The sequence below is a fragment of the Bradyrhizobium sp. USDA 4504 genome (genome assembly GCF_054063995.1).
The window spans coordinates 817,270-840,755 of sequence record NZ_JBSSGV010000001.1 but is presented as its reverse complement, the minus strand read 5'-3'; the positions used below and the strand labels follow the sequence as shown (position 1 = coordinate 840,755).

The following is a 23,486-nucleotide window of genomic DNA, read 5'->3' as shown; positions in this document are numbered from 1 at the left end:
GTCAAGCGCCTGCGGCCCCAACGACGTTGGGAGTGACCGGCGATGAAGCATTGGACCGGCTGGCTGCCGGGTCTCACCACGCTGCGTCGATATCAAGCGGCGTGGCTCCCACACGACATCGTCGCCGGGCTGGTGCTCGCGACCATGCTGGTCCCGGTCGGCATCGCCTATGCGGAGGCGTCCGGCCTGCCCGGCATCTACGGGCTCTATGCGACGATCATCCCGCTGCTCGTCTACGCGCTGTTCGGGCCGAGCCGCATCCTTGTCCTTGGGCCGGACTCGGCGCTTGCGGCCATCATCCTCGGCGTCGTCGCTCCGCTGTCTGGCGGCGATCCGATGCGTGCGGCAACCCTGGCCGCCATGATGGCGGTGGTCTCCGGGACGATATGCATCGTCGCGGGTATCGCGCGGCTGGGATTCCTGACCGAGCTTCTCTCCAAGCCGATCCGCTACGGCTACATGAACGGCATTGCCCTGACCGTGCTGATCAGCCAGCTGCCAAAGCTGTTCGGCTTTTCCATTGAAGGTGATGGACCTCTGCGCAGCCTCTGGGCGGTCATCGGAGCAATCGTCGACGGAAAGACGAATTGGGCGACCCTCGGGATCGGCCTTGCGACGCTGGCGGTGATCCTGCTGCTAGCCCGGAACAAGCGGTTGCCCGGCATTCTCATTGCCGTCGTCGCCGCGACGGTCGTCACCGGGGTTCTCGATCTCGGGGCCCGCTTCGGCGTGACGGTCCTGGGTTCGCTTCCCCAGGGCTTGCCGGGATTTGCCATTCCCCGGATCGGCTATGGCGACATCGTGCAGGTGCTGATCGGCGGCTGCGCCGTCGCGCTGGTGTCGTTCGCCGATACCAGCGTCCTGTCGCGCGCCTATGCAGGACGATTGGGCGATCGCGTTGATCCCAACCAGGAGATGGTGGGGCTCGGCGCGGCCAATCTGGCGGCCGGCTTCTTTCAGGGTTTTCCGATCAGCAGCAGCGGATCGCGAACGCCCGTTGCGGAAGCTGCCGGAGCGCGCACGCAATTGACCAGCGTCATCGGCGCGCTGGCCATCGCCTTCCTGCTGCTGATAGCGCCGAATTTGCTGCAGCACTTGCCCAACGCAGCATTGGCGGCCGTCGTCATCGCCGCTGCGCTCGGCCTGTTTGAGATCGGCGACCTCAGGCGAATCTACCGCATTCAGCAGTGGGAGTTTTGGCTATCGATGGTCTGCTTTGTCGGCGTGGCCGTGCTGGGCGTGATCCCCGGAATAGGCCTCGCCATCGTGCTCGCGATCGTCGAATTCCTGTGGGACGGCTGGCGGCCGCATTCCGCCGTGCTGGGCCGCGCCTCCGGCGTGAAGGGCTATCACGACATCACGCGATACCCGGACGCGCGCCAGATCCCCGGCTTGGTGCTGTTCCGGTGGGATGCGCCGCTGTTCTTTGCCAATGCCGAGTTCTTCAAGGAACGCGCGCTGGATGCCGTGGCGAAATCCCCGACGCCGGTGCGCTGGCTGGTGGTCACGGCCGAGCCGGTCACCAGCGTGGACGTGACCGCCGGCGACATTCTCGCCGAGCTCGACGAGGCATTGCATGCACAGAAGATCGAGCTGTGCTTTGCCGAGCTCAAGGATCCCGTCAAGGACAAGCTGAAGAAATTTGGCCTGCTGGCGCAACTTGGCGAAAACAACTTCTTCCCGACCATCGGCGTCGCCGTTGCGCGCTACCTCGAGATCAATGCTGACGTGACCTGGGAGGACTGGGAAGACCGCGTCGCCGAGGCCTAAAGCGCGATAGGTTCAATCGTCAGCGCGCTATAGCGCTTTTGTTTGAGCATGATCTCCGCGCAAACGCTTCGCGTTTGTCGCAGGGAAAACCGCTTCGCACTTTTCCGGATCATGCTTCCCAGCCGTCCGGGCGCATCACCACATCGTCTGTCGCGCGCGCTCCGGCCATTCCCGATCGTATTTTTCGCCGCCGACCGTGTGCTCGCTCATCTCGGCGAGGATCTGGCCCGGCGTCGGCAAGACCTTCGGATCGACCCGCTTGTCCGGATTCAAGAGATCGGAGCGCACGATCGCGCGCGCACACTGGAAATAGATCTCCTCCACATGCATCACGATCACCGTGCGCGGTGCCTTGCCTTCCATCATGAAGGAGGCGAGCAGCTCCGGCTCGGCCGTGACATAAGCGCGGCCGTTGACGCGCAGCGTGCTGCCTGAGCCCGGAATCAGGAACAGCAAGCCGACGCGGGGATCGCGAACGATGTTGCGCAGCGAATCGCAGCGATTGTTGCCGCGCCGATCCGGCATCATCAGCGTCTTCGCATCATGGATGCGCACGAAGCCCGGCAGGTCGCCGCGCGGCGAGCAATCGAGCCCTTCGGGGCCTGCGGTCGCAAGCGACACGAACGGCGACTTCTCGATGAGCACACGATAGAGCGGCGTCACGTGATCGGCGACCTTCACGGTCGACGCGTCGTTCGGGAAGCCGTAGATCGCCTCAAGCTGCTCGACCGTTTCGATCACCGACATTCGTGCCGTTCTCCTATGGTTGCTAGTCGTCCCAGCGTTCGCCCTTGATGATGCGGACAAGCTGTCGCGCATGATAGTCGGCGGTGCCGGAATTGACGATGGTGAAATCGGGCGTCGACGTGCCCTCGTCGACGGTGCGGGCCAGCCGCCGCTCGAGAAGGCCGTCGCTGCTGCGCGCCCGCATCGCGAGCCGCGCGGCCAGCACATCCGGCGGCGCCGTGACCAGCACCACGACAGCATTGGCATAGTTGCGGCGCGCCGCGGCGATCACGGTGCGCGAGACGTTCGCGATCACGGTGCGCCCGGCGCCGATATCGTCGTTGATCGACCGCGACAGCGCGTAGCGATGGCCGTGCGCTTCCCAGTGCATGGCGTAGTCGCCGGCGGCTACCGCGCGCTGGAAGCTCTCCGCGCTGACCTCCTCATTGTCCTCCGACGCCGAGGCCTGGCGGGTGATCAGCCGGCGCGGAAACACGACATCGCGATCATCGCCACAGGCCGCCTTGGCGAACCCCAGCAGCGTATCCTTGCCGGCGCCGCTCGGGCCGACCACCAGGATCAGCCGGCCGGGACCGATTCCGGCGCGCCGATCGGCGACGACGGATGCATCGGTCATGCGACCCTCCCTCCCTCGCGCCAGACGCTGCGCACGACAGGCAGATCGCGCGCAACGTGCACGCGGATCAGGTCGGCGCGCCGGCCGACCGCGATCTCGCCGCGGTCGGTGAGCCCGACCGCTTCGGCCGGCGTCTTGGTCACGGTGCGCACGGCGGAAGCGAGATCGATCGCCGGCACATGCCGCGGCAGCTGCAGCGCCGCCATCAAAAGGCTGGACGGGATGTAGTCCGACGACAGGATATCGAGCATGCCCTCATTGGCGAGATCGACGGCCGCGATGTTGCCGGAGTGCGAGCCGCCGCGCACCACATTCGGCGCGCCCATCAGGATGTCGATGCCGGCGGCGTGCAAGCCTCGCGCGGCTTCCATCGTGGTCGGGAACTCTGCCACCGCGACCTTGTCGTTGACGGCGTCGACCACGTTCTCATCCGTGGTGTCGTCATGGCTCGCCAGCGGGATCCGGTATTCATGCGCCAGCGCGACGATCGCGCGGGTGTTCGCCACCGCATATTCCTTCTGATAGGCGAAGCGCCGTGCGAACAGCACGTCGAGCTGGGCGTCGGTCATGCCGCCGCCCTTGCCGCGATAGTAGTCGCGCAGCTTGACCTCGTCGCGGAACTGGCGCTGGCCCGGCGTGTGGTCCATCAGCGACATCAGCCGCACGTCCGGCCGGTCGATCAGCTCCTTGGCCTCGGCGACCACGTCCGGCATCGGGACCTCGCAGCGCAGATGTAGGAAGTGATCGGCGCGCAGCAGATTCTCCTCGCGCGCCGCCGCGATCGCCGCCGCCAGCACGCCGGCGCGGCCGTCGACATCCTCGGCGCCGTCCTCGCGCCAGACCCGCAGCGAATCCAGCACCGTGGTGATGCCTGAGGTCGCGAGCTGCCCGTCATAGGATATCACGGCCGCGACCGGATTCCAGAACACCTTCGGCCGCGGCACATAGTGCATCTCGAGATGGTCGGTGTGCAGCTCGATCAGCCCGGGCATCAGGAGATCGCCGCCGGCATCCTCGGCGGCCTCGGGCGCCCTGCCCTCGTCGAACTCGGCGATCTTGCCATCAGCAATCGCGACCCAGCCCTGCTCGATCACGCGATCGGCGAGGACCAGCCGGGCGTTGCCGATGATGGTGTCTTGCTTGGCGGTCATTTCAAACGGTCCTTCAGGCAGCAGCCGCGAACGAGGTCACATCGACGATGCGGTCGGCAATCAGATGACGGATTTCGTCGTCATGGACAATGGCGACCATCGCGACGCCCTTGGTTTTCTTCTCCGCGATCAGCTCGACCACCACGGCGCGATTCGCCGCATCGAGCGAAGCGGTCGGCTCGTCCAGCAGCAGGATCGGCAGGTCCGAGATGAAGCCGCGCGCGATGTTGACGCGCTGCTGCTCGCCGCCGGAGAAGGTCGAGGGCGGCAAGGTCCACAGCCGCTCCGGAATGTTGAGCCGGCGCAGCAGCTGGCCGGCGCGCGCGCGGGCCTCCTCGCGCGCCACGCCGTTGACGATCAAAGGCTCGGCGACGACGTCGATCGTCGCCACCCGCGGCACGGCGCGCAGGAACTGGCTGACATAGCCGATGGTCGAGCGGCGGATGCTCAGCACCTGGCGCGGCTCGGCGGTGGCAAGGTCGACAACCATGCCGTGATGGCGGATGCCGATCCGGCCGCTGTCGCAGCGATAGTTGCCGAAGATCATCTTCAGGATGGAGGATTTTCCGGCGCCCGACGGGCCCGACAGCACCACGCACTCACCCGGATCGGCGTGGAACGAGACGCCGCGCACCACCGGCAGTTCGACGCCGCCCTGCAGATGCATGGTGAAGGTCTTCTCGGCGTTGGCAAGTTCGATCATCGCGGTCATTGGCACGCTCATGGCGGAAGAATCGAGGAAACGAGCAGCTGCGTATAGGGCTCACGCGGATCGTCGAGCACCTGGTCGGTGAGGCCGGTCTCGATGACGCGGCCGCCCTTCATCACCATCACGCGATGCGAAAGCAACCGCGCCACGGCGAGATCGTGGGTCACGACGATCGCGGCGAGCCCGAGCTCGCTGACGAGGTTGCGCATCAGGTCGAGCAGGCGGGCCTGCACCGAGACGTCGAGGCCGCCGGTCGGCTCGTCCATGAACACCAGCCGCGGCTCGGTGACGAGGTTGCGGGCGATCTGCAGCCGCTGCCGCATGCCGCCGGAATAGGTCTTTGGCGCATCGTCGATGCGGCCGGTATCGATCTCGACCCGCTCCAGCCAGGTCGACGCGGTGTCACGGATGCGGCCGTAATGATTCCAGCCGACCGCCATCAGCCGCTCGCCGACATTGGCGCCGGCCGAGACGCCCATGCGCAGCCCCTGCGCCGGGTCCTGGTGCACGAAGCCCCAGTCGGTGCGGAACAGGAAGCGCCGCTCGGCCTCGCCGAGTTCAGCGAGATCGCGCAGCACGCCGTCGCGCATCCGGTAGCACACCCGGCCCGCGCTCGGCGCGAGCTGCGCCGAGAGCAGCTGCAGCAGCGTCGACTTGCCCGAGCCGGACTCGCCGACGATCGCCAGCACCTCGCCGGGATAGAGCGCGAACGAGACGTCGCGGCAGGCGGCAAGCCGGCCGTAATTCTTGGCAAGCCCTTCGGCCACCAGCAACGGCTCGTCGTTGTCGAGGCTCGCGAGCTCAGACATGCGCCTTCTCCTTGTGCGGCGCCGCGCTCTCGGTGCCGTGATGGCCGGCGGCTTGGCGCTGCTCGCAGAAGTCCGTGTCGGAGCAGACGAACATCCGCCCGCCCTTGTCGTCGGTGACGATCTCGTCGAGATAGGAATTGTCGGCGCCGCACAGCGCGCAGGGCGCGTTGAAGCGGTAGCGCGTGAACGGGTGATCCTCGAAGTCCAGCGACACCACGGTGGTGTAGGGCGGGATCGCGTAGATGCGCTTCTCGCGGCCGGCGCCGAACAGTTGCAGCGCCGCGCAATTGTCCATCTTCGGATTGTCGAATTTCGGCGTCGGCGACGGGTCCATCACGTAGCGTGCGTTCACCTTCACCGGATAGGCGTAGGCGGTCGCGATATGGCCGAAGCGCGCGATGTCCTCGTAGAGCTTGACGTGCATCAGCCCGTATTCGGCGAGCGCGTGCATGCGCCGCGTCTCGGTCTCGCGCGGCTCGAGGAAGCGCAGCGGCTCGGGGATCGGCACCTGATAGACCAGCACCTGTCCGGCATGCAGCGACGCCTCGGGAATGCGGTGCCGGGTCTGGATCACGGTCGCGTCCGTGGTCGAGGTCGTGGTCGCGACACCCGCGGTCTTGCCGAAGAATTTGCGGATCGAGATCGCGTTGGTGGTGTCGTCCGAGCCCTGGTCGATCACCTTCAGCACGTCGTCGGGACCGAGGATCGCGGCGGTCACCTGCACGCCGCCGGTGCCCCAGCCATAGGGCATCGGCATCTCGCGGCTCGCAAACGGCACCTGATAGCCGGGGATCGCGATCGCCTTGAGGATCGCGCGGCGGATCATCCGCTTGGTCTGCTCGTCGAGATAGGCGAAATTGTACGTCGGCGCGTTCATTCCGCGGCCTCCTGCATTTCCACGGCCTCGTTGGCTTCCGCGAACTCCTGCCGCAGCTTGCGCAACAGGCCGAGCTCGGACTGGAAGTCGACATAGTGCGGCAGCTTGAGATGCTCGACAAAGCCGGTCGACTGGACATTGTCGGAGTGCGACATCACGAACTCCTCGTCCTGCGCTGGCGCCGCCGCCTCCTCGCCGAGCTCGCGCGCACGCAGCGCGCGATCGACCAGCGCCATCGACATGGTCTTGCGCTCGCTCTGCCCGAAGGCGAGGCCATAGCCGCGGGTGAAGCACGGCGCCTCGGTCGTCGAGCCCTTGAACTGGTTGACCATCTGGCACTCGGTCAATTCGATCGAGCCGAGCGGCACGGCAAAGCCCGCGTCCTCGGCGAAGAACTCGACCTCGACCTCGCCGAAGCGGATCTCGCCGGCGAAGGGGTGATTGCGGCCGTAGCCGCGCTGCGTCGAGTAGCCGAGCGCGAGCAGGAAGCCCTCATCGCCGCGCGCCAGATTCTGCAGCCGCAAATCGCGGTCGGCCGGAAAGCTCAACGGCTCGCGCGTGAGGTCGCCGACCGGCGTGTCGCAATCTGCCTGCGGCGAGGATTCGATCAGACCGTCACGGCCGAGAATGTCGGTCACCCGCGGCGTGGCGGCCTGCGAGGCCTCCGCGGTCGCCGGCTGCTCCGGCACAAAGCCTTCCGCGAGCTGCGGATCGAGCAGGCGATGGGTGTAGTCGAAGGTCGGCCCCAGGATCTGGCCGCCCGGAACGTCCTTGAAGGTCGAGGAGATCCGCCGCCGCACCTGCATCTCGCCGGTGTTGACCGGCTCGGTGGCGCCAAAGCGCGGCAGCGTGGCACGGAAGGCGCGGACCAGGAAGATCGCCTCGATCATGTCGCCGCGCGCCTGCTTGATCGCGAGCGCCGCGAGCTCGCGGTCGTAGAGCGAACCTTCGGTCATCACGCGATCGACGCCGAGCGCGAGTTGCTCGGAAATCTGTGCCAGCGTCACCTCGGGCACCTCGCGGTCGCCGCGCCGCTCATGCGCGAGCAGACGATGGGCGTTCTCGATGGCGCGCTCGCCTCCCTTGACGGCTACATACATCGCTCACACTCCGCTTGCGATCAGCCGCGTGGCGCGCGGGATCGCCACAATGGCATCGTCATGGACCAGCACGACATCGATGCCGCGCGGGAACAGGGCTTCGTTGATCGCAAGCCGCTGGAACAGGTCGCGCGGCTTGAGCATCGCCTGCAGCACGGCGCTGCCGTCGATGCCGGGTCCTTTCAGCTCGAAGGCCGGGCCCTGCGACAGGCTGTCGACCTGCAGGATCAGTGTAGTCGACCGGTCAGGATATTCGCTGCTGCCGAATGCGAAGCAATCGAGCGCCGGCAGGCTCGCGGCATCGCCGATCAAAGCGAAGCTCGCGATCGAGGAATCGGTGATCACCGGCGCGCTGGCATGGAACTTCAGCCAGCGGGCGACGTCAGGCGTCGCCGACATCGCGGCGTCGAGCCAGATCGGCGTGTCGTGATCGAACAGCGTCAGCGCGATCGCGGCCGAGCCGCGCATCATGCCGGCCGGTGTTCCGACATCAGCGGCGACGCGCTGCACGCTGCCCGGGCGCGCCATCGCATCCATCACGGAACGGAAAGTCGACTGCGCCGACAGCACCTTGTCGGCAAAGCCCGCGGGCATTTCGGCAATCGTCGTCATTGCATCATCCCTCACCGCGCACCATCGTGTAGAAATCGACCCGCGTCGCCGCGGTTTCCGCTGCTTTGCGGCCGCGTTCGGCGTTCATGGCGACGCGCAGCGGCGCGATCACCTTGGCCTCCACCTCGCCGGACAACTCCGCCGACTGCACCATGGCGTCGCACAGCGCGATCATCTGCGCCTTCCGCGCGTCGCGGCCGAGCGTGTAGCCGAAGCCGACCTCGCCGGTCGCAAGCCGCACCGCCGCGCGCGACACCGTCGCCTCGCCGAGATTGAATGGCGCACCGTCGCCGCCGATCCGCCCGCGCAGCATCACAAGGCCGTTTTCCGGCTCGCGCAGGTTCTCATGCGCGGGCACCGCGATCGCGGCCAGCCTGCCTGCGATGTCCGTAGCGGCGGCGTGCGCCAGCACCGTCATCGCGGCCTTGCGCTGGGCCTGTTTGCTGTTTGGTCCGGTCGAACTCATGGTCGAACTCATGGGCAAACCTTTGGGCAACCTTGCCTGCATCAAGTTGTCTATGATACTAGACAACTTGATAGCGGAGCGCCATGACTGTTTCGTGACAAACCAAAGATTTCTGGTATCACCGCGCCATGAGCATGCAGGAAAGTTCCGGCGTCGCCTTGTGGCGGCAGGTCGCCGACGGCATCGAGCGCGGCATCGCTGACGGTCGCTTCGCCGCCGGCGAAAAGCTGCCCGGCGAGATGGAGATCGCCGAGACGTACCGGGTCAACCGGCACACCGTGCGGCGGGCGCTCGCCGCATTGGCCGAGCGCGGCCTGGTGCGCGCGGAACGCGGTAGCGGCACCTATGTCGAAGCCCAGCGCCTCGCCTATCCCTTGCGCTCACGCACGCGATTTTCCGAGATCGTCGGCGCCGGCGGCCACGAGCCGCGCGGCCAGCTGATCGATGCGAGCAGCGATGTCGCCAACCGCGAGATCGCGCGCGAGCTCGGCCTGAAGATCGGTGCGCCGCTGATCCGGATCGAAGCGGTGCGGCTCGCCGACCGGACGCCGATCTGCGTCTCCACCACCTGGCTGTCGACCGAGCGGTTTCCCGATGCCGGCAGCGTGTTCGCCAACGTCCGCTCGATGACGAAGCTGCTCGGGCATTACGGCGTCAAGGACTACCACCGCGCCTCGACCCGGATCACCGCGGCGATCGTCGATGCGACCGACGCCGCGCGACTCGACCTGCCGCTGGGACGGCCGGTGCTGGTGGTCGACGCCACCGACGTCGACATGCTGGACCAGCCGCTGGTGACCAAGCGCTCGCGCTTCGCCGCCGAGCGCGTGGAGTTTCTGGTCGAGAACGGCTGACAATCCCCTTTGTAATCCGAACTAAACGGTCGAGCCCTGCAAGGCCCGATGTCTTGTTACACACGCCCAGGCCAGTATGAACGTTGGTCGTCGTCAGGTGCCCGATATTGCCTCGCTGCGCAACCACGGCTCATCCATGAGCCGATCGAGCACCCCAGGTAAAAGCGCGGTACGATCCACTGCCCTCCAGCGCGAGATCGACCAGCACGGTATCGCGCACTTGGCCCGCGCGTGTTTGCGGCTCCTTCAAGGACATGGCGGGCTCCGACTGGCGTGCGGCCACGTCGCGGCCGGCGAACGATAGACAAAGCGGCCATCAGCTCCTGCCGGGAAGCGGTTGCGGGAGTGGTTGCGGACGCTGGATTCCTGGCCGCCCAGGTCTCGGAGGCCGAGTGACCGGGCGGTGGCCTGGCCGGCGCCATCCGTGCCATCCCGCCGGACCACCCCAACCCATGCCGCGCCTTGAACCAAAACCACACCGATACCAACCGCCGCCGCGCCATCCCCTGCTGTACCAACAGTAGCGGTGGCCCCTCCAGGTGAATTGGACAGTTTCCGCGAGACGAAGCTCGTCGGCGGCCTGGCGCAGACCCAGCGGCGCAATAAGGCCGGCCTGCGAACGACCGCTGGTCGCCGTAATCGCCACCGAAGCAATCCCAAGTGCTAGGCCCCATAGAAACAATTTGCGCATGATTTTCTCCCGGCTCCTGGCTGCGCGGAAGGGAAGCGACCGCGGAGCCGAACGCCGCAGCCAACCTCATCGCTGGCGATCCGCCCAAGGACCGATGCTGTTGCGCACTGATCCCCACGCAAGTCCGCAGCGTATTAGGCCGCCACAAGATCGGCGACTAGGCAGCCTTGGCCTGAGTTGCGGCTGCGAGCGCGTCGCGAAGGTGCTGCTCCTTCTTTTCATCGAGCGAGGTCGTCAGGACGATCCCTCCCGCATCCTTGATCGCATTGAGAACCTTGTCTGAGGTCATGGACTTGATCAGCAGGAACAGAACGGCATCTCCCGATTTCACCTTCGACGCGAGATCCTTCATGAACTGGTCTCTGATCCCGAAATCGGTCAGCGCACCGCTCAAAGCGCCTGCGCCGGCTCCGAGCGCCACGCCGAGAAGGGGATTCAGGAATACCATCCCCAAGAGCAGTCCCCAGAAGCTGCCACTGGCGGCGCCGGTCATGGTGGTGTTCACGAGCTGATTGAGCTTTACAGCGTCCCCGGTTTTGACTGCGATCACGGCATCGCTGATCGTGATCAGGTACTCGCTCTGAAGCTTGAGTATTTTTTGCCGAACTTCCTCTGCTTTGACTTCGGATGGGTACACGATCGCAACGAGATCTGACATTGAACACTCCCTGATGGCTCGAAGTGCTGCCCCTATTCCGCGCGTGATGCACGGCCGAAACTTAGCATAGACCCGAAAGTCTCTTGCCGCGCAATCATGCAGGCAGCTTCACAATCCCGAGATGTTTTTAGCGCTCGGTGCAATTGAGTAAGCGACATTGTCGCATGTGTCTCGAACAAGGACTCGCCGCAAGCCTGTGTGCCGCGCCCTTCTGAGTTCGACCCGTGCGACCAAAAAGCCGTCGCGGGATCGGCCGGATGACAAATCCTCATCCCGTGCTGACTTCAGGGCGCCGCTGCTTTAGGTTGATTGGTTCAATTGTCGGTGCACTGCGAAGAGAGCACGCATGTCGACGGCGATCTCGGTCCTCGGTGGAGTTGGTTTGTTCCTGCTTGGCATGAGCGTCATGACCGCCGGCCTCAAGGGACTCGCCGGATCCAAATTGCGGACAGTCCTGAGCAAGGCAGCAGCGACCCCGCTATCCGGGGCGCTGTGGGGCGCCATCGTGACCTTGATCGTGCAATCGTCCAGCGCCACGACGATGACCACCATCGGTCTGGTAAGCGCGGGCGTGCTGACCTTTCCACAAGGGCTGGCCCTGGTGTTCGGTGCGAACGTCGGAACCACGGGAACCGGCTGGCTCGTTGCGCTGATCGGCGTTCGCGTCTCCCTCACGGCCGCGGCGCTCCCGATGATTTTCGTCGGCGCATTGATCAAGCTGTTGGGCGGTGGCCGTGTATCCGCAGCGGGAGCAGCCCTTGCGGGGTTCGCGCTGGTGCTGTTCGCGCTGACGACCCTGCAGCAGGGCATGGGAGGACTAGCCGAACGGTTGCACCCGGCGGACTTGCCGGCCGTTCTCGGCGCCACCTGGTGGGCCGGCTTGTACGGGGTGCTGGCGCTGGCCGTCGTCGGACTGGTGATGACCGCCGTGATGCAATCGTCGACCGCGGCTATCGCGGTGACGCTCTCGGCACACTATGCTGGAGCCATCGGCCTAGACCAGGCATGCGCACTGATCATTGGGCAGAACATCGGAACGGCGACCAGTTCCGCCATGGCGGCAATCGGCGCGAGCAGCACCGCCAAGCGATTGGCCTTGGCGTACATCCTGTTCAAGCTGATTGCGGCGGCTATTGCGCTGGTGCTCTTCCCCGTGACCATTCCCCTTCTGGTCCGCGCCTCAGACAGCATTGGTGGTGTAACGCTGCTTGCAGCCTATCACACCGCCTACAACGTCATCGGCGTCCTGGTGCTGCTGCCTGTGATCAATGGCTTTACCCGGTTCGTCGAGCGCATCCTGCCCGAACGAGGCTCACCGCTGACCAGGTGCCTCGATCCGGCAGCGCTCGCGACCCCGATCGCAACCGTCGAGGCAGTGCGACGCACGGTCGCGCGCGCGCTTGAAGCGATGTGCGGATCATTGGCGACAGCACTGTCAACAGCGAGTCAGGACGCCTCCGTCCCGGCGAGACAGAACACAGTGCCAGCGGGGGAAGCTGCCTCTGCCCTGCGCCAGGCGCAGGAGTTCATGTCAGAAGTAAGTGGACCTCCTGAATCGCAGAATGAGCAGCGGCGGCTCACCAGCACGGTACATGCACTTGACCACGCGTCTCGCCTGGCCGAAACCTTCGGCGAGGAAATCGAACTCGGTCGGCTCCCCAGCGGCTCCCAGGACATGCGCGCGGTGGAAATCTGCGTGGAGGCCATGCGTAGCGCGGCATCGCTCGCCGCTGAAGTCGCTGTCGTGCCCGACGCTTCCGATTCCGCCAGAAAGATCAAGCCGAGAACAGCGCCGACGCGGTCGCACCTCCCAGGGAAGGCACTCGCCACAGCCGGGACATCGACCGAGCAGGCCCTTGCGCATCTGGAACACTGCGCGAAAGCACTCGGCGAAGTGCGGAGAGACCACCGCAAGGCCACGCTCGACTCAGTGGCGGATGGAACGACGATCGCGGACGACGCAATCGCTCGCGTCGATACCGTACGGCGCCTTGAAACGCTCACGCATCACGCCTGGCGCTCCCTCGCGCATCTTCACGGTCGCAGCGCATAGTGCGGTACAAACTCGAGGCGCCCCGCAAGAGCAGGGCGAGGCAAGGTTCTACACCACGGCACGCTGGCCGATGATGGCAAAGCGCAGCTTGCTGGAGATGAAGTCGATCGCCGCGACCGCGATTAGGATCATCAGGATCAGGAACGATACCTTCTGCCATTCCAGCACACGGATCTGCTCGGCGAGCTGCAACCCAATGCCGCCGGCGCCGACGATGCCGATGATGGTGGCCGAACGGGTATTCGACTCGATGAAGTAGAGCAGCTGCCCGGCGATCACGGGCAGCACCTGCGGCAGCAGGCCGAAGCGGATCTCGTGCAGCGCGTTGCCGCCGGAGGCGCGGATGCCCTCGACCTGCTTGCGATCCGCGGCCTCGATCGCCTCCGAGAACAGCTTTCCGAACGCACCGAAGTCCGACACCATGATCGCGAGCACGCCCGCGAACGGGCCGAGGCCGACGACGTTGATCCAGACCAGCGCCCAGATCAGCGTATCGACGCCGCGGATCGAATCGAGGAAGCGGCGCACCGGAAAGCGGATCAGGTTCGAGGGGATGATGTTGCGCGCCGCCAGCAGGCTGACCGGCAGCGCCAGCAGCGCGGCAAGCGTGGTGCCGAGCACCGCGATCGACAGCGTCTCGCCGAGCGCCTGCATGTAGAGCGGGAACGACGAGCCCGGATTCGGCGGGAGCATCAGCATCGTGATCCAGCCGAGCTGGCCGAGGCCCGCGATCAGCCTGGACGGCGAGAAATCGAGATCGACCAGTCCGAACACGAAGATCGCGAGCGCCGCCGCGATCATGGCCGGCATCGCCAACCGTGCCGATGCGGGACGTTCGAAGACGTCGGGGTACTTCGCGCGCAGTTCCGCGGTGTCCGGCCTCGGCATCTGGCTCATCGACGGGTCTCCTTGCCGAACAGCCGGCCGCGCAGCCAGCCGGTCGAGATGTCGATGATGAAGACGGTGACGATGATGGTGATGAGGATGGCGCTGACGTCGGAATAGTAGAACTTGCGGATCGCGACCACCAGCTCCTGGCCGATGCCGCCGGCGCCGACGAAGCCCATCACCGACGCCTCGCGGACGTTGATCTCGAAGCGCAGCAGCGCATAGCTGGCATAGCCGGCCGAGACCTGCGGCAGCACGGCAAAGCGCATGCAGGACAGCCAGCTCGCGCCGGTGGAGCGGATGCCCTCGACCGGCTTCATGTCGGCATTCTCGACGATCTCGGCGAACAGCTTGCCGAGCGCCCCGGTGGTGTGGATCGCGATCGCCAGCACGCCGGCCATCGGCCCGAGGCCGAACGCGATCACGAAGATCAGCGCGAACACGATGCCGGGGACGGTGCGGGCGAATTCCAGCAGGCGGCGGATCGTGAAACGTACCCACGGGCCCGGCGACGTATTCTGGGCCGCGAAGAAATTGAGCGCGAAGGCGAGCACGGCACCCGTCAGCGTGCCGACATAGCTGATCAGGATCGTCTCGCCGAGCATCTTCAGCCACTTATGCCAACCCCAGAACCATTCGGCGGGATCGGTCCAGACCCGCGCGCCGGAATCCAGCGTCAGGATGCGATCGAAATAGCTGACGAAATTGCCGAAATAGGTGAACAGCGTGCGCAGGTTCACTTCCGCGCCGAACGCCGCGATCACCAGCACCGCACAGAATGCCGCCGTTGCCAGCGCGGCCTTCAACCGCTTGCGTGCGACGGACTTGCGGTAGGCGTCCCCCAGCGTCGCCAGTTGCTGCGCTGGAAGAATGGATACGGCGGTCGCCATCGACGCGTGCCAGTCCGGTTCGGAGTTGAGTGGAGAGAAAGGGCCGGGCTATACGCCCGACCCTCGTGACGTCAGGCGTGCGATCAGCTCGCCTTCTTTCGCAAACCGTCGACGAACTTGATCAGCTCGATGGTGCCGTCCCAATCCTTGGTGGTGGCGGGATGGAAGCCCTTCTTCTGACCGTCGGACAGACGGTCGAAGGCGGCCTTGTCCTTGGTCGGGGCGTCGAAGAAGGCCTTTGCGATCGCGGCCTTCAGGTCCTCCGGAAGATCGGTGTTGTACGCATAGGGGCCGTTGATGATCAGCGCCGACTTGTGGATGATGCGGAAATCATCCTTCTTCATCGCCGAGCCGTCGGCATTCTTCAGCATGCCCTTGGTCAGCATCTGGGCGAGCGTGGAATCATCCTCGTTGGTCCACTGGTTGGCGGCCACATCAACGGTTCCCTGCGACAGCGCCAGGACGGCGTTCTCGTGGCTGCCGGTGAACACGACCTTGCCGAAAAAGCCTTCGGCGTTCGCGATGCCCATCTTGTTGAGTTCGAAGCGCGGCACGTTGTTGCCGGACGTCGAGTTCGGATCGACCAGGCCGAGATTCTTGCCTTTCAGGTCCTCGACGGTCTTGTACGGGCTCGACGCCTTGACGAAGAACACCGAGTAATAGCCGGTCGAACCGTCGGCGTTCATATCGTTGGCGAACGCGTCGGTCTTGACGCCGGTCAGGCGCGCGCGAGAGAACGAGGCCGAGCCGTAGCTGGCGATCTGGATGTTGCCGGCGCGCTGGCCTTCGATGACGGCCGCGTAGTCGTTGGCGATGCGCAGTGTGACCTTCACGCCGAGCTCCTTCGACAGATACGCCACGAACGGCGTCCAGCGCTCGGTGACGCCGGAGGCGTTCTCGGCCGGCACCACCGCGAAGGTGAGCTCCGGATACTTTGCCTTCCAGTCCTGCGCGGAGGCCGAACCGGCAAATGCCAGCGCGGCGGCGCCAGCCAGAATGATGCGACGAGTGAACATGACTACCCCTCTTTTGTTGTAGTTGCACCTGTTGGCCGGGCAAAATGCCCGGCCTCCCAGATTGAAAAATGCGCGACGCTCAGGCCGCGGCTGCGGTGCCGAGTGCCGGCGCAGTTGCACCGTCGGGCGCGGGCAGCGGTGCTGCGCCGATGACGTCATTGGCCTCGAGGTCATAGAGCTCGCGGGCGATATGGTCGGTGAGCGCCGCGGGGGCGCCATCGAACACCACGCGACCCGCGGCCATGCCGACCAGGCGGTCGCAATAGGTCCGCGCCAGGTCGAGCGAGTGCAGATTGCAAAGCACCGTGATGCCGAAATGCTTGTTGATGCGCAGCAGCGCGTCCATCACGATCTTGGTGTTGCGCGGATCGAGCGAGGCGATCGGCTCGTCGGCGAGAATGATGTCGGGCTCCTGCACCAGCGCGCGGGCGATCGCGACGCGTTGCTGCTGGCCGCCGGAGAGCTGGTCGGCGCGCTGTGCCGCCAGCTGGGCGATGTCGAATTGCTCGAGCGCCGACAGTGCGAGCGCCCTGTCCTGCTCCGGCCAGACCTGCGCCAGCGAGCGCCATGACGGAATCTGGGCCAGCCGGCCCATCAGCACGTTGGTCAGCACATCAAGGCGGCCGACCAGATTGAACTGCTGGAAGATCATCGCCGAGCGCGCGCGCCACCGCCGCAGTTCCTTGCCGCGCAACGCGGTGACGTCGGTGCCCTCGAACAGGATACGGCCGGAGGTCGGATCGGCGAGACGGTTGATCATCCGCAGCAGCGTCGACTTGCCGGCGCCGGAGCGGCCGATCACGCCGACAAAGCTGCCCGGCGCGATCGAAAAGGACGCGTTGTCGACTGCGGCTTTCGTGCCGAAACGGCACGTCAAACCTTCCACCACCAGCATGTAATGCTCCAACCGCGCCTCGTTGGGCCATCGCTATCCCCGGCGTTTTACAGTTATGTGACGACAGCGCTGCGGTGCGGCGATCGTCCACACCCCTCCCTTGTCGCTCCCTTGCCGTCATCGCAACGTCATGATGTTGTCATCAAGCATCCCGATGACGAGCGCGCATCCCCCGGAAGCCCAAGATTCTTGAAGATTTGCGGAGGCCCTGATGGCCGGAAAAACACTCTCGGTTGTGCCGACCGTCGACCCGACCGCGTCGGTCCGTGAGAGCAAGCTCGGCAAATATACCGAGGTCGGCGCGCGCACGATCCTGCTTGAAGTGAGCATGGATGACTATTCCTACGTCGTGAACGACAGCCAGATCACCTACACCTCGATCGGCAAGTTCTGCTCGATCGCGGCGATGACCCGCATCAACCCCGGCAACCACCCGATGCATCGCGCGACTCAAGCGCATTTCACCTACCGCGCCAGCGCGTATTTCCCCGGAGAGAGCGACGACACCGACTTCTTCAACTGGCGACGTGCGCATCACGTGCATATCGGCCATGACGTCTGGATCGGGCACGGTGCGATCCTGTTACCAGGACGGAACATCGGAACCGGCGCTGTCGTCGCTGCCGGCGCGATCGTGACCAAGGACGTTCCCGCATACACCATCGTTGCCGGTAATCCGGCGCGGCCCGTGAAGCGGCGCTTCTCCGAGACGATCGCCGACCGCCTCGCCGCGCTCGCATGGTGGGACTGGGATCACGAGACGCTCCGCCGCGTCCTGCCCGACTTTCGCAAGCTCGCGGTCGAGGAATTCCTCGACAAGTACGAGGCCGAGGCCGTATCCAAATCGCAAGCCAAACAACGGAGCGCCGCATCGTGACGGACATTTTCATCGAGGGCGGGCGCACGCTGGTTGACGGCGCCCTGGTCGAGACCTCGCTGCGGACCGCAGGCCGCGACATCGGCGCGCTCGACGCCGAGCAGGGTCGCGCCGTGCTTCACATCGATGCCAGTGGCCTCCTGGTGCTGCCCGGCATCATCGACCTGCATGGCGATGCGTTCGAGCGGCAGATGATGCCGCGCCCCGGCGTCGACTTCCCGACCGACGTGGCGCTGATCGACAGCGACCGGCAGGCGATCGCCAACGGCATCACCACCGTGTTTCACGGCACGACCTGGTCGTGGGAGCCCGGCCTGCGCAGCGCGGAGAATGCGCGCAAGCTGCTCGATGCGATCGAGGCGCTGCAGCCGCAGCTCGCCGCCGACACCCGCTTCCATCTGCGCCACGAGACCCACAATCTCGAGGCCGAGGCCGAGATCATTCAATGGCTCAGTGAAGGCCGCATCGACCTGTTCGCCTTCAACGACCACAGCAACGTCAAGCCGAAGAAGCGCAACCAGCTGGCCGAGCGCACCGGGCTCTCCGTCGAGGCCGTCAACGACATGCTCGACCGGATCGTGGCGCGCCGCCCCGAGGTGCCCGCCTCGATCGCGCGACTCGCCGCCGCCGCGCGCGCGGCCGATATCCGCATGCTCTCGCATGACGACAACAGCCCGGCGATGCGCCAGGAGTTTCGCGCGCTCGGCGCTGTGATCGCCGAATTCCCTGTCAACGAGGAGACCGCGCGCGACGCCGCGGCGGCGGGCGATTTCATCGTGTTCGGCGCGCCCAATGTGGTGCGCGGCGGCAGCCATACCGGCTGGACCAAGGCATCCGACATGATCGCACAGGGCCTCTGCTCGGTGCTGGCGTCGGACTATTACTATCCGGCGCAGCTGCTCGCGGCGTTCCGCCTCGCCGACGACGGCATCCTGCCGCTCGCCAGGGCCTGGGACCTGATCTCGAAAGCGCCGGCCCGCGCGGCCGGGCTCGCCGATCGCGGCGTGCTCGCCGCGGGCCGCCGTGCCGACATCATCGTCGTCGACGACAAGGTGCCGCTGCGGCCGCGCATCGTCGCCGTGATAGCGGCCGGACGGCTGGTGCACCTGGCGGACGCGAGCTGCCTCGTTCATTCGCTCGCGCCGCGCAAGACGGTTGCGGCGGCGTAGCTCAGTCCCATGGCCAGCACTCCGCGCTACGCGATCTATTATGCGCCGTCACCCGACAGCGCGCTGCACCGCTTCGGTTCGACGCTGCTCGGCTACGATTCCGTGTCAGGCGACGACCTGCCGTTTCCCGACGGCGTCACGTCCGACTGGCGCGAGGTCACCGAAGATCCGCGCAAGTATGGATTCCACGCCACGTTGAAGGCGCCCACCGCGCTCGCCGACGGTCGGAGCGAGGCCGAGCTTCTCGATGCCTGTGCCGCCTTCGCCGGCCGCGCGCGGCGCATTCCGGTGATCGAACCGGTGGTCGATGCGATCAGCGGCTTCATCGCGGTGATCCCGGCCAGCCGCTCGGATGATCTGCAGCAGCTTGCCGCCGATTGCGTCACCGAATTCGACGCGTTCCGCGCGCCGCTGACGCCGGAAGATCGCGCGCGCCGCAGGCCAGAGAAACTCACCGCGCGGCAGTGCGACTATCTCGACCGCTGGGGCTATCCCTACGTCATGGAGGAGTTCCGCTTCCACATGACGCTGACAGGGCGGCTGAGCGACGAGCGGCGCGGCCCGATCGTGGCGCAGCTGCGCTCACGGTTCGCGGCGGTCGACCTCGCGCGGCTCGCAATCGACCGCATCGCGCTGTTCAAGCAGACCGACAGCGCATCGCGCTTCCGCATCATCGGCAGCTGGCCGTTGCGGGCGTAGCGCGCGCTATTCCTCCGCCCGGGTGCGGGCGATGATCTCGGCGGCGCCCTTCTCCAGCAGCTCCATGCCCACGGCGCGGCCGAGTTCGCGCGGCCGGTCCGCCGGTCCGCGCCGCGTCACCTCGATGAAGCCGGCGCCGGCCTCGTCGAGCACGGAGGCGCGCAGCGTCATCTCGGCTCCCGCGAGCGTGGCGTGGCCCGCGATCGGCGAATTGCAATGGCCGTTGAGCACCCACAGCACCTCACGCTCGGCCTCGGCGGCGAGCCGCGACTGCACGTTGTCGATCCCGGCAAGCCGCGCACGCGTCGCCCAGTCGGTCTCGACGCATTCCACCGCGACAATGCCCTGGCCGACCGCCGGCAGCATCTCGCCGACCGAGAAATCATGCGCGATGCGCGCGGTCATGCCGATGCGCTCCAGGCCCGAGCGCGCCATCACCAGCGCATCCGCCGGCCCCACGTCGCCGCCACCGGGCAGCCGCTGCTTGTCGCCGCGATCGAGCTTGGCCACGCGCGTGTCGGCGGCGCCGCGATAATGGATCACGGTCGCTTCCGGAAACAGCCGGCGCAGATAGGCGGCGCGGCGGACGGCGTTGGTGCCGATCATGAAGCCCTTGCCGCGCGCGGCGCGTAGGGTGTCGAGCGACAGGCCGGGACGCAGCACGAGGCTGTCATTGGCGGCATCGCGCGCCAGCATCGCGGCGATGACGAGACCCGGCGTCTCCTCGTTGCCCGGCACGTCCTTCAGCGAATGCATCGCCGCCTGCAACGTGCCGGCGCGCATGGCTTCGCGGATCTCGGCGACGAAGGCGCCGCCCTTGCCGCCATGGCGCAACAGCTTGCTGGTCTGGTCCTGGTCGCCGCGGGTCTCGAACTTGACGATGTCGACGGCAAGGTCCGGCGCCGAAGCGCGCAGCAGGCGCGCGACCTCATCCGTCTGCGCGAGCGCCATCGCGCTCTTGCGCGTCCCAATCCGCAAAACCTGTCCCGACACGAAAGCTCCGCTACGCGTGATCATCAACGGTGGGGGATTAGAACAAAAAGCCAGTCAAAACAACGGTTTTTGCCCCTCTTTGGCGACGCTCAGACGAGCTCCTCGACAAGCTCCACCCCGGCCGCGCGCATCGCCGCGGTGGCGACGGCAAGCGAACCGCCGAGATCGATGGCGCGGCAGCCCGCCAGCACCACCGTGGTCTCGAAACCGAGCCGGCGCGCATCGAGCGCCGAATACTGCACGCAATAGTCCGTGGCGAGCCCCGCCATCACAATGCGCTTGAGGCCGCGCTCGCGCAGATAGCCGGCGAGCCCGGTCGGCGTCTTGCGGTCGTTCTCGAAGAACGCCGAATAGGAATCGATCGCGGCCCGGAACCCCTTGCGGATCACGAGCTCGGCCCGCTCGGTGGCGAGGTCAGGATGAAACGCGGCGCCCGCGCTGCCCTGGATGCAATGATCCGGCCACAGCGTCTGCGGCCCATACGGCATGGCGATCTCGGAGAACGGCGCCGCGCCCGGATGCGAGGTCGCAAACGAGCTGTGGCCGGCCGGATGCCAGTCCTGGGTCAGCACGACATGGTCGAACCGGCCGGCCAACCGGTTGACGACCGGCACGACGGCATCGCCGTCCGCGACCGCCAGCGCGCCGCCGGGGCAGAAATCGTTCTGCACGTCGATGACCAGCAACAGATCGTCGGGCGCAATCTTCATCAGGTGCCTATCCGCAACGATGCGCGCAGCTTGCGCAGGCAGGCGATCACCGACAGCGCGGTGATGCGGCCGGTCTTCGGGTTCTCCGAGGGAATGTTCTCGATCATCATCGAGAACCGCGCGGAATCTGAATCGACCTCGATCCGGTGGGTGTTGCGGGTCACGGTCGGATCCGCCCAGATCTCGACCCTCGTGCGGTCGGGGCCGATGCCGGCCAGCGACAGCGCCACCGCGACGTTGAGGTTGGCCGGAAAACCCTTTGCGGCGTCGCGCGCACTGCCCTCGAAGATGCGCAGCGGCTCGGTGATGCCTTCGATCCGGATGTTGTTCTCGACCAGATGCGGCGCGCCGACGAGGCCCGCGACCGGCTTGCGCGTCACCAGCCTCGCCGAATGGATGGTCCCGATCGCCGCGGCGGTCACCGCATCGAGCCCGATCAGCGCGCCGGTCGGCACGATGATCTGGCCGCCATGGCCCTTCGCGAGATCGACGAGGTCCTCGTTCTGCAGCAGCGCGCCGACGCTGAGCACGACCGCGGTCTTGCCGCGCTCGACCACCGGCGCCACGATTGCGCGGACCAGCTTGCTCGGCGCGCACTCGACCACGATGTCGGCAATCTCGGCCAGCTGCTCGATCGGCACCAGCTTCGGCGCAGACTTGAGCTCCGCCACCCAGCCGCGATGCTTGTCCGGGCTGTTCGCCGACACCGCGACCAGCGTCAGGCCCTCGATGCCCTGATCGAGCGCCTTGACGACGTCGGTGCCGATCGCACCGAGGCCGGCGACCGCAACCCGTGTCCTTGTCTTGCTGTCAGCCATCATTTCCCGCCGGCGAGCATCTTGACCAGGCGATAGAGATACTCCTCGCCCTCGTAGAACGACTTGACGAGCACGCGCTCGTCCTTGCCATGGATACGGTTGTCGTCGACATCGGCGGCCAGCCCGGAGTGGCCATAGGTCGGAATCCCCGCGTTACGCAGATAGCTGCCGTCGGTCGCGCCGGTGCTCATGACCGGAACGATCGACGCATCCGGCCAGAATTCCTTCGACAGCTTCTCGATCGAACCCATGATCTCCTCGTTGAGGGGCGACGGCGGGCTCAGCACGGCCTTGCCGGTCGGAGCCACCGCGATCTCCTTGTCGGCGAGCACGCGCTCGATCGTCGCCTGCACGCCCTCGACCGGCTCGCCGGGCAGGATCCGGCAGTTCACCTTGGCGGTCGCCAGCTGCGGCAGCGCGTTGATGGCGTGGCCGCCCTCCAGCATGGTCGCAACGCAGGTGGTGCGGAGCTGCGCATTATAGCCCGGATTCTCCGACAATCGCGCCAGCGCCGCCGGGTCGGGCTGCGGCGCCAAAATGGCCTTGATATCGTGGGCATGCGACGTGTCGACCTCGGCGGTCTTGGTGAAATAGATTCGCGTGGTCTCGTTGAGATTCATCGGGAAGTCGTATTTGGAGAGTCGCACCAGGCCTTCGGCGAGGTAATAGATCGCATTGTCCTTGCGCGGCAGCGACGAGTGGCCGCCGCGATCCTTCACCGTGAGCTGGTAGCCGATCGAGACCTTCTCGCTGGTCTGCACGCTGTTGCGGATCGCCTTGCCGTTCTTGAGACCGACGCCGCCGCCTTCATTGAGCGCGAACTCGGCATCGATCAGGTCGCGGTGGTTCTTGATCAGCCACTGCATGCCGAGACCGTTGGCATCGAGGATTTCCTCGTCGGTCTCGAGCGCCACGATGATGTCGCGATCGGGCTTGTAGCCCTCCTTCTTGTAGCGGATCAGATTGGTGATGAAGGCGGACGCCATGTATTTGTCGTCGCTGGAGCCGCGGCCGTAGAAATAGCCGTCCTGCTCGGTGAGCTTGAACGGATCGACCGACCAGTCCTCGCGGTTGGCGGGGACGACGTCGATATGGGCGACCAGGAGGATCGGCTTGCGCGCGCCGGAACCGCGCAGCCGCGCCACCAGATTGCCCTTGTGCGGCGCCGGCGAGAACACGTGCACGTCGGCCTCGGGGAAGCCAGCCGCGCGGAGCCGCGCGCCCATCGCCTCCGCTGCCTTCTGGGTATCGCCGGTCGCGGTGGTCGTGTTGATCTCGACCAGCTCCTGGTAGATGCCGCGGGCGAATTGCTGCTGCTCGGTCAGCCCCTGCGCCGCGGCGCCGGTTGCCAGCAGCGCCGGACCAAGCGCTGCCGCGAGCCGCAGCGATCGAACCGTGTCTCTAGCCTTGTGCGACAT

Annotated in this window: 24 protein-coding genes and 1 pseudogene; 6 read left to right on the top strand and 19 right to left on the bottom strand. The window is 66.1% G+C overall.

The window, feature by feature from the left end:
• The first annotated feature begins 42 nt into the window (after positions 1-42).
• Positions 43-1,770 carry a SulP family inorganic anion transporter gene (locus ACVMB1_RS03580; RefSeq protein ID WP_141341809.1) on the top strand — a complete coding sequence of 576 codons (1,728 nt, stop codon included), beginning with the start codon at positions 43-45 and terminating at the stop codon, positions 1,768-1,770.
• Positions 1,771-1,905: 135 nt separating this feature from the next.
• Here the strand turns inward: ACVMB1_RS03580 and ACVMB1_RS03575 are convergent, their stop codons facing one another.
• From ACVMB1_RS03575 to phnG, 9 genes are read right to left on the bottom strand one after another with little or no spacing between them, the layout of a single operon-like run.
• Positions 1,906-2,517, bottom strand: coding sequence for a pyridoxamine 5'-phosphate oxidase family protein (locus ACVMB1_RS03575; protein ID WP_141341812.1), 612 nt, complete (start codon positions 2,515-2,517; stop codon positions 1,906-1,908).
• A 22-nt stretch (positions 2,518-2,539) separates the two neighbouring features.
• Positions 2,540-3,133 (bottom strand): phosphonate metabolism protein/1,5-bisphosphokinase (PRPP-forming) PhnN, encoded by a 594-nt coding sequence (gene phnN, locus ACVMB1_RS03570; RefSeq protein ID WP_057015435.1) that lies wholly within the window; start codon positions 3,131-3,133, stop codon positions 2,540-2,542.
• Entirely contained in the window at positions 3,130-4,284 is a 1,155-nt protein-coding gene (locus tag ACVMB1_RS03565; RefSeq protein WP_076829001.1) for an alpha-D-ribose 1-methylphosphonate 5-triphosphate diphosphatase, read from the bottom strand. The genes phnN and ACVMB1_RS03565 overlap by 4 nt, the downstream gene beginning before the upstream one ends.
• A gap of 13 nt (positions 4,285-4,297) precedes the next feature.
• Entirely contained in the window at positions 4,298-4,996 is a 699-nt protein-coding gene (gene phnL / locus ACVMB1_RS03560) for a phosphonate C-P lyase system protein PhnL (RefSeq protein WP_057015437.1), read from the bottom strand.
• Between the two features lie 8 nt (positions 4,997-5,004).
• Positions 5,005-5,802, bottom strand: a complete 798-nt coding sequence (gene phnK / locus ACVMB1_RS03555; protein WP_076829003.1) for a phosphonate C-P lyase system protein PhnK — start codon at positions 5,800-5,802, stop codon at positions 5,005-5,007.
• Positions 5,795-6,679, bottom strand: a complete 885-nt coding sequence (locus tag ACVMB1_RS03550) for an alpha-D-ribose 1-methylphosphonate 5-phosphate C-P-lyase PhnJ (RefSeq protein ID WP_016846424.1) — start codon at positions 6,677-6,679, stop codon at positions 5,795-5,797. Before ACVMB1_RS03550 ends, phnK begins: the two co-directional genes overlap by 8 nt.
• Positions 6,676-7,779: a carbon-phosphorus lyase complex subunit PhnI gene (locus tag ACVMB1_RS03545; RefSeq protein ID WP_057015440.1), complete on the bottom strand. Its 1,104-nt coding sequence runs from the start codon at positions 7,777-7,779 to the stop codon at positions 6,676-6,678. The genes ACVMB1_RS03550 and ACVMB1_RS03545 overlap by 4 nt, the downstream gene beginning before the upstream one ends.
• 3 nt (positions 7,780-7,782) lie before the next feature.
• Positions 7,783-8,391 (bottom strand): phosphonate C-P lyase system protein PhnH, encoded by a 609-nt coding sequence (phnH, locus tag ACVMB1_RS03540; RefSeq protein WP_200844544.1) that lies wholly within the window; start codon positions 8,389-8,391, stop codon positions 7,783-7,785.
• 4 nt (positions 8,392-8,395) lie between these two features.
• Positions 8,396-8,857, bottom strand: a complete 462-nt coding sequence (phnG, locus tag ACVMB1_RS03535) for a phosphonate C-P lyase system protein PhnG (RefSeq protein WP_141341820.1) — start codon at positions 8,855-8,857, stop codon at positions 8,396-8,398.
• 128 nt (positions 8,858-8,985) lie between these two features.
• Between phnG and phnF the strand changes: the two genes are divergently transcribed.
• Complete coding sequence (gene phnF / locus ACVMB1_RS03530; protein ID WP_057015442.1) at positions 8,986-9,711, top strand: phosphonate metabolism transcriptional regulator PhnF; 726 nt, start codon at positions 8,986-8,988, stop codon at positions 9,709-9,711.
• A 96-nt stretch (positions 9,712-9,807) separates the two neighbouring features.
• Here the strand turns inward: phnF and ACVMB1_RS03525 are convergent.
• Both ACVMB1_RS03525 and ACVMB1_RS03520 read right to left on the bottom strand, forming a co-directional pair.
• Positions 9,808-9,967: pseudogene (locus ACVMB1_RS03525) on the bottom strand (patatin-like phospholipase family protein); the annotation flags it as partial.
• A 592-nt stretch (positions 9,968-10,559) separates the two neighbouring features.
• Positions 10,560-11,060: a DUF1269 domain-containing protein gene (locus ACVMB1_RS03520; RefSeq protein WP_076829007.1), complete on the bottom strand. Its 501-nt coding sequence runs from the start codon at positions 11,058-11,060 to the stop codon at positions 10,560-10,562.
• Between the two features lie 346 nt (positions 11,061-11,406).
• Between ACVMB1_RS03520 and ACVMB1_RS03515 the strand changes: the two genes are divergently transcribed.
• On the top strand, positions 11,407-13,113 hold the full coding sequence (locus tag ACVMB1_RS03515; RefSeq protein ID WP_141341823.1) for a Na/Pi cotransporter family protein: 1,707 nt from the start codon (positions 11,407-11,409) through the stop codon (positions 13,111-13,113).
• A 48-nt stretch (positions 13,114-13,161) separates the two neighbouring features.
• Here the strand turns inward: ACVMB1_RS03515 and phnE (ACVMB1_RS03510) are convergent, their stop codons facing one another.
• The 4 genes from phnE (ACVMB1_RS03510) to phnC form a co-directional block, all read right to left on the bottom strand.
• The gene (gene phnE / locus ACVMB1_RS03510; protein ID WP_200844545.1) at positions 13,162-14,010 is read right to left on the bottom strand and encodes a phosphonate ABC transporter, permease protein PhnE; all 849 of its coding nucleotides are present in this window, start codon (positions 14,008-14,010) and stop codon (positions 13,162-13,164) included.
• A complete protein-coding gene (gene phnE, locus ACVMB1_RS03505) occupies positions 14,007-14,891 on the bottom strand; it encodes a phosphonate ABC transporter, permease protein PhnE (RefSeq protein ID WP_057018813.1) in 885 nt (294 codons plus the stop codon). The genes phnE (ACVMB1_RS03510) and phnE (ACVMB1_RS03505) overlap by 4 nt, the downstream gene beginning before the upstream one ends.
• An 83-nt stretch (positions 14,892-14,974) precedes the next feature.
• Entirely contained in the window at positions 14,975-15,907 is a 933-nt protein-coding gene (gene phnD / locus ACVMB1_RS03500; RefSeq protein ID WP_057018814.1) for a phosphonate ABC transporter substrate-binding protein, read from the bottom strand.
• Between the two features lie 79 nt (positions 15,908-15,986).
• Positions 15,987-16,802, bottom strand: coding sequence for a phosphonate ABC transporter ATP-binding protein (gene phnC / locus ACVMB1_RS03495; protein ID WP_028334545.1), 816 nt, complete (start codon positions 16,800-16,802; stop codon positions 15,987-15,989).
• Positions 16,803-17,013: 211 nt separating this feature from the next.
• Here phnC and ACVMB1_RS03490 point away from each other — a divergent pair, with 211 nt between their 5' ends.
• From ACVMB1_RS03490 to ACVMB1_RS03480, 3 genes are read left to right on the top strand one after another with little or no spacing between them, the layout of a single operon-like run.
• Positions 17,014-17,679 (top strand): transferase hexapeptide repeat family protein, encoded by a 666-nt coding sequence (locus ACVMB1_RS03490; RefSeq protein WP_141341832.1) that lies wholly within the window; start codon positions 17,014-17,016, stop codon positions 17,677-17,679.
• On the top strand, positions 17,676-18,848 hold the full coding sequence (locus ACVMB1_RS03485; RefSeq protein ID WP_456848293.1) for an alpha-D-ribose 1-methylphosphonate 5-triphosphate diphosphatase: 1,173 nt from the start codon (positions 17,676-17,678) through the stop codon (positions 18,846-18,848). The genes ACVMB1_RS03490 and ACVMB1_RS03485 overlap by 4 nt, the downstream gene beginning before the upstream one ends.
• 9 nt (positions 18,849-18,857) lie before the next feature.
• Entirely contained in the window at positions 18,858-19,547 is a 690-nt protein-coding gene (locus ACVMB1_RS03480) for a DUF1045 domain-containing protein (RefSeq protein WP_141343116.1), read from the top strand.
• A gap of 6 nt (positions 19,548-19,553) precedes the next feature.
• On the opposite strand, the gene hemC is transcribed toward ACVMB1_RS03480, so the two are convergent.
• The 4 genes from hemC to ACVMB1_RS03460 form a co-directional block, all read right to left on the bottom strand.
• Positions 19,554-20,564: a hydroxymethylbilane synthase gene (gene hemC, locus ACVMB1_RS03475; RefSeq protein WP_057018819.1), complete on the bottom strand. Its 1,011-nt coding sequence runs from the start codon at positions 20,562-20,564 to the stop codon at positions 19,554-19,556.
• A 65-nt stretch (positions 20,565-20,629) separates the two neighbouring features.
• Positions 20,630-21,250, bottom strand: a complete 621-nt coding sequence (gene pncA, locus ACVMB1_RS03470; protein ID WP_141343115.1) for a bifunctional nicotinamidase/pyrazinamidase — start codon at positions 21,248-21,250, stop codon at positions 20,630-20,632.
• On the bottom strand, positions 21,250-22,068 hold the full coding sequence (locus ACVMB1_RS03465) for an aspartate dehydrogenase (protein WP_141343114.1): 819 nt from the start codon (positions 22,066-22,068) through the stop codon (positions 21,250-21,252). The genes pncA and ACVMB1_RS03465 overlap by 1 nt, the downstream gene beginning before the upstream one ends.
• Positions 22,068-23,486 (bottom strand): M20/M25/M40 family metallo-hydrolase, encoded by a 1,419-nt coding sequence (locus tag ACVMB1_RS03460; protein WP_456814079.1) that lies wholly within the window; start codon positions 23,484-23,486, stop codon positions 22,068-22,070. The genes ACVMB1_RS03465 and ACVMB1_RS03460 overlap by 1 nt, the downstream gene beginning before the upstream one ends.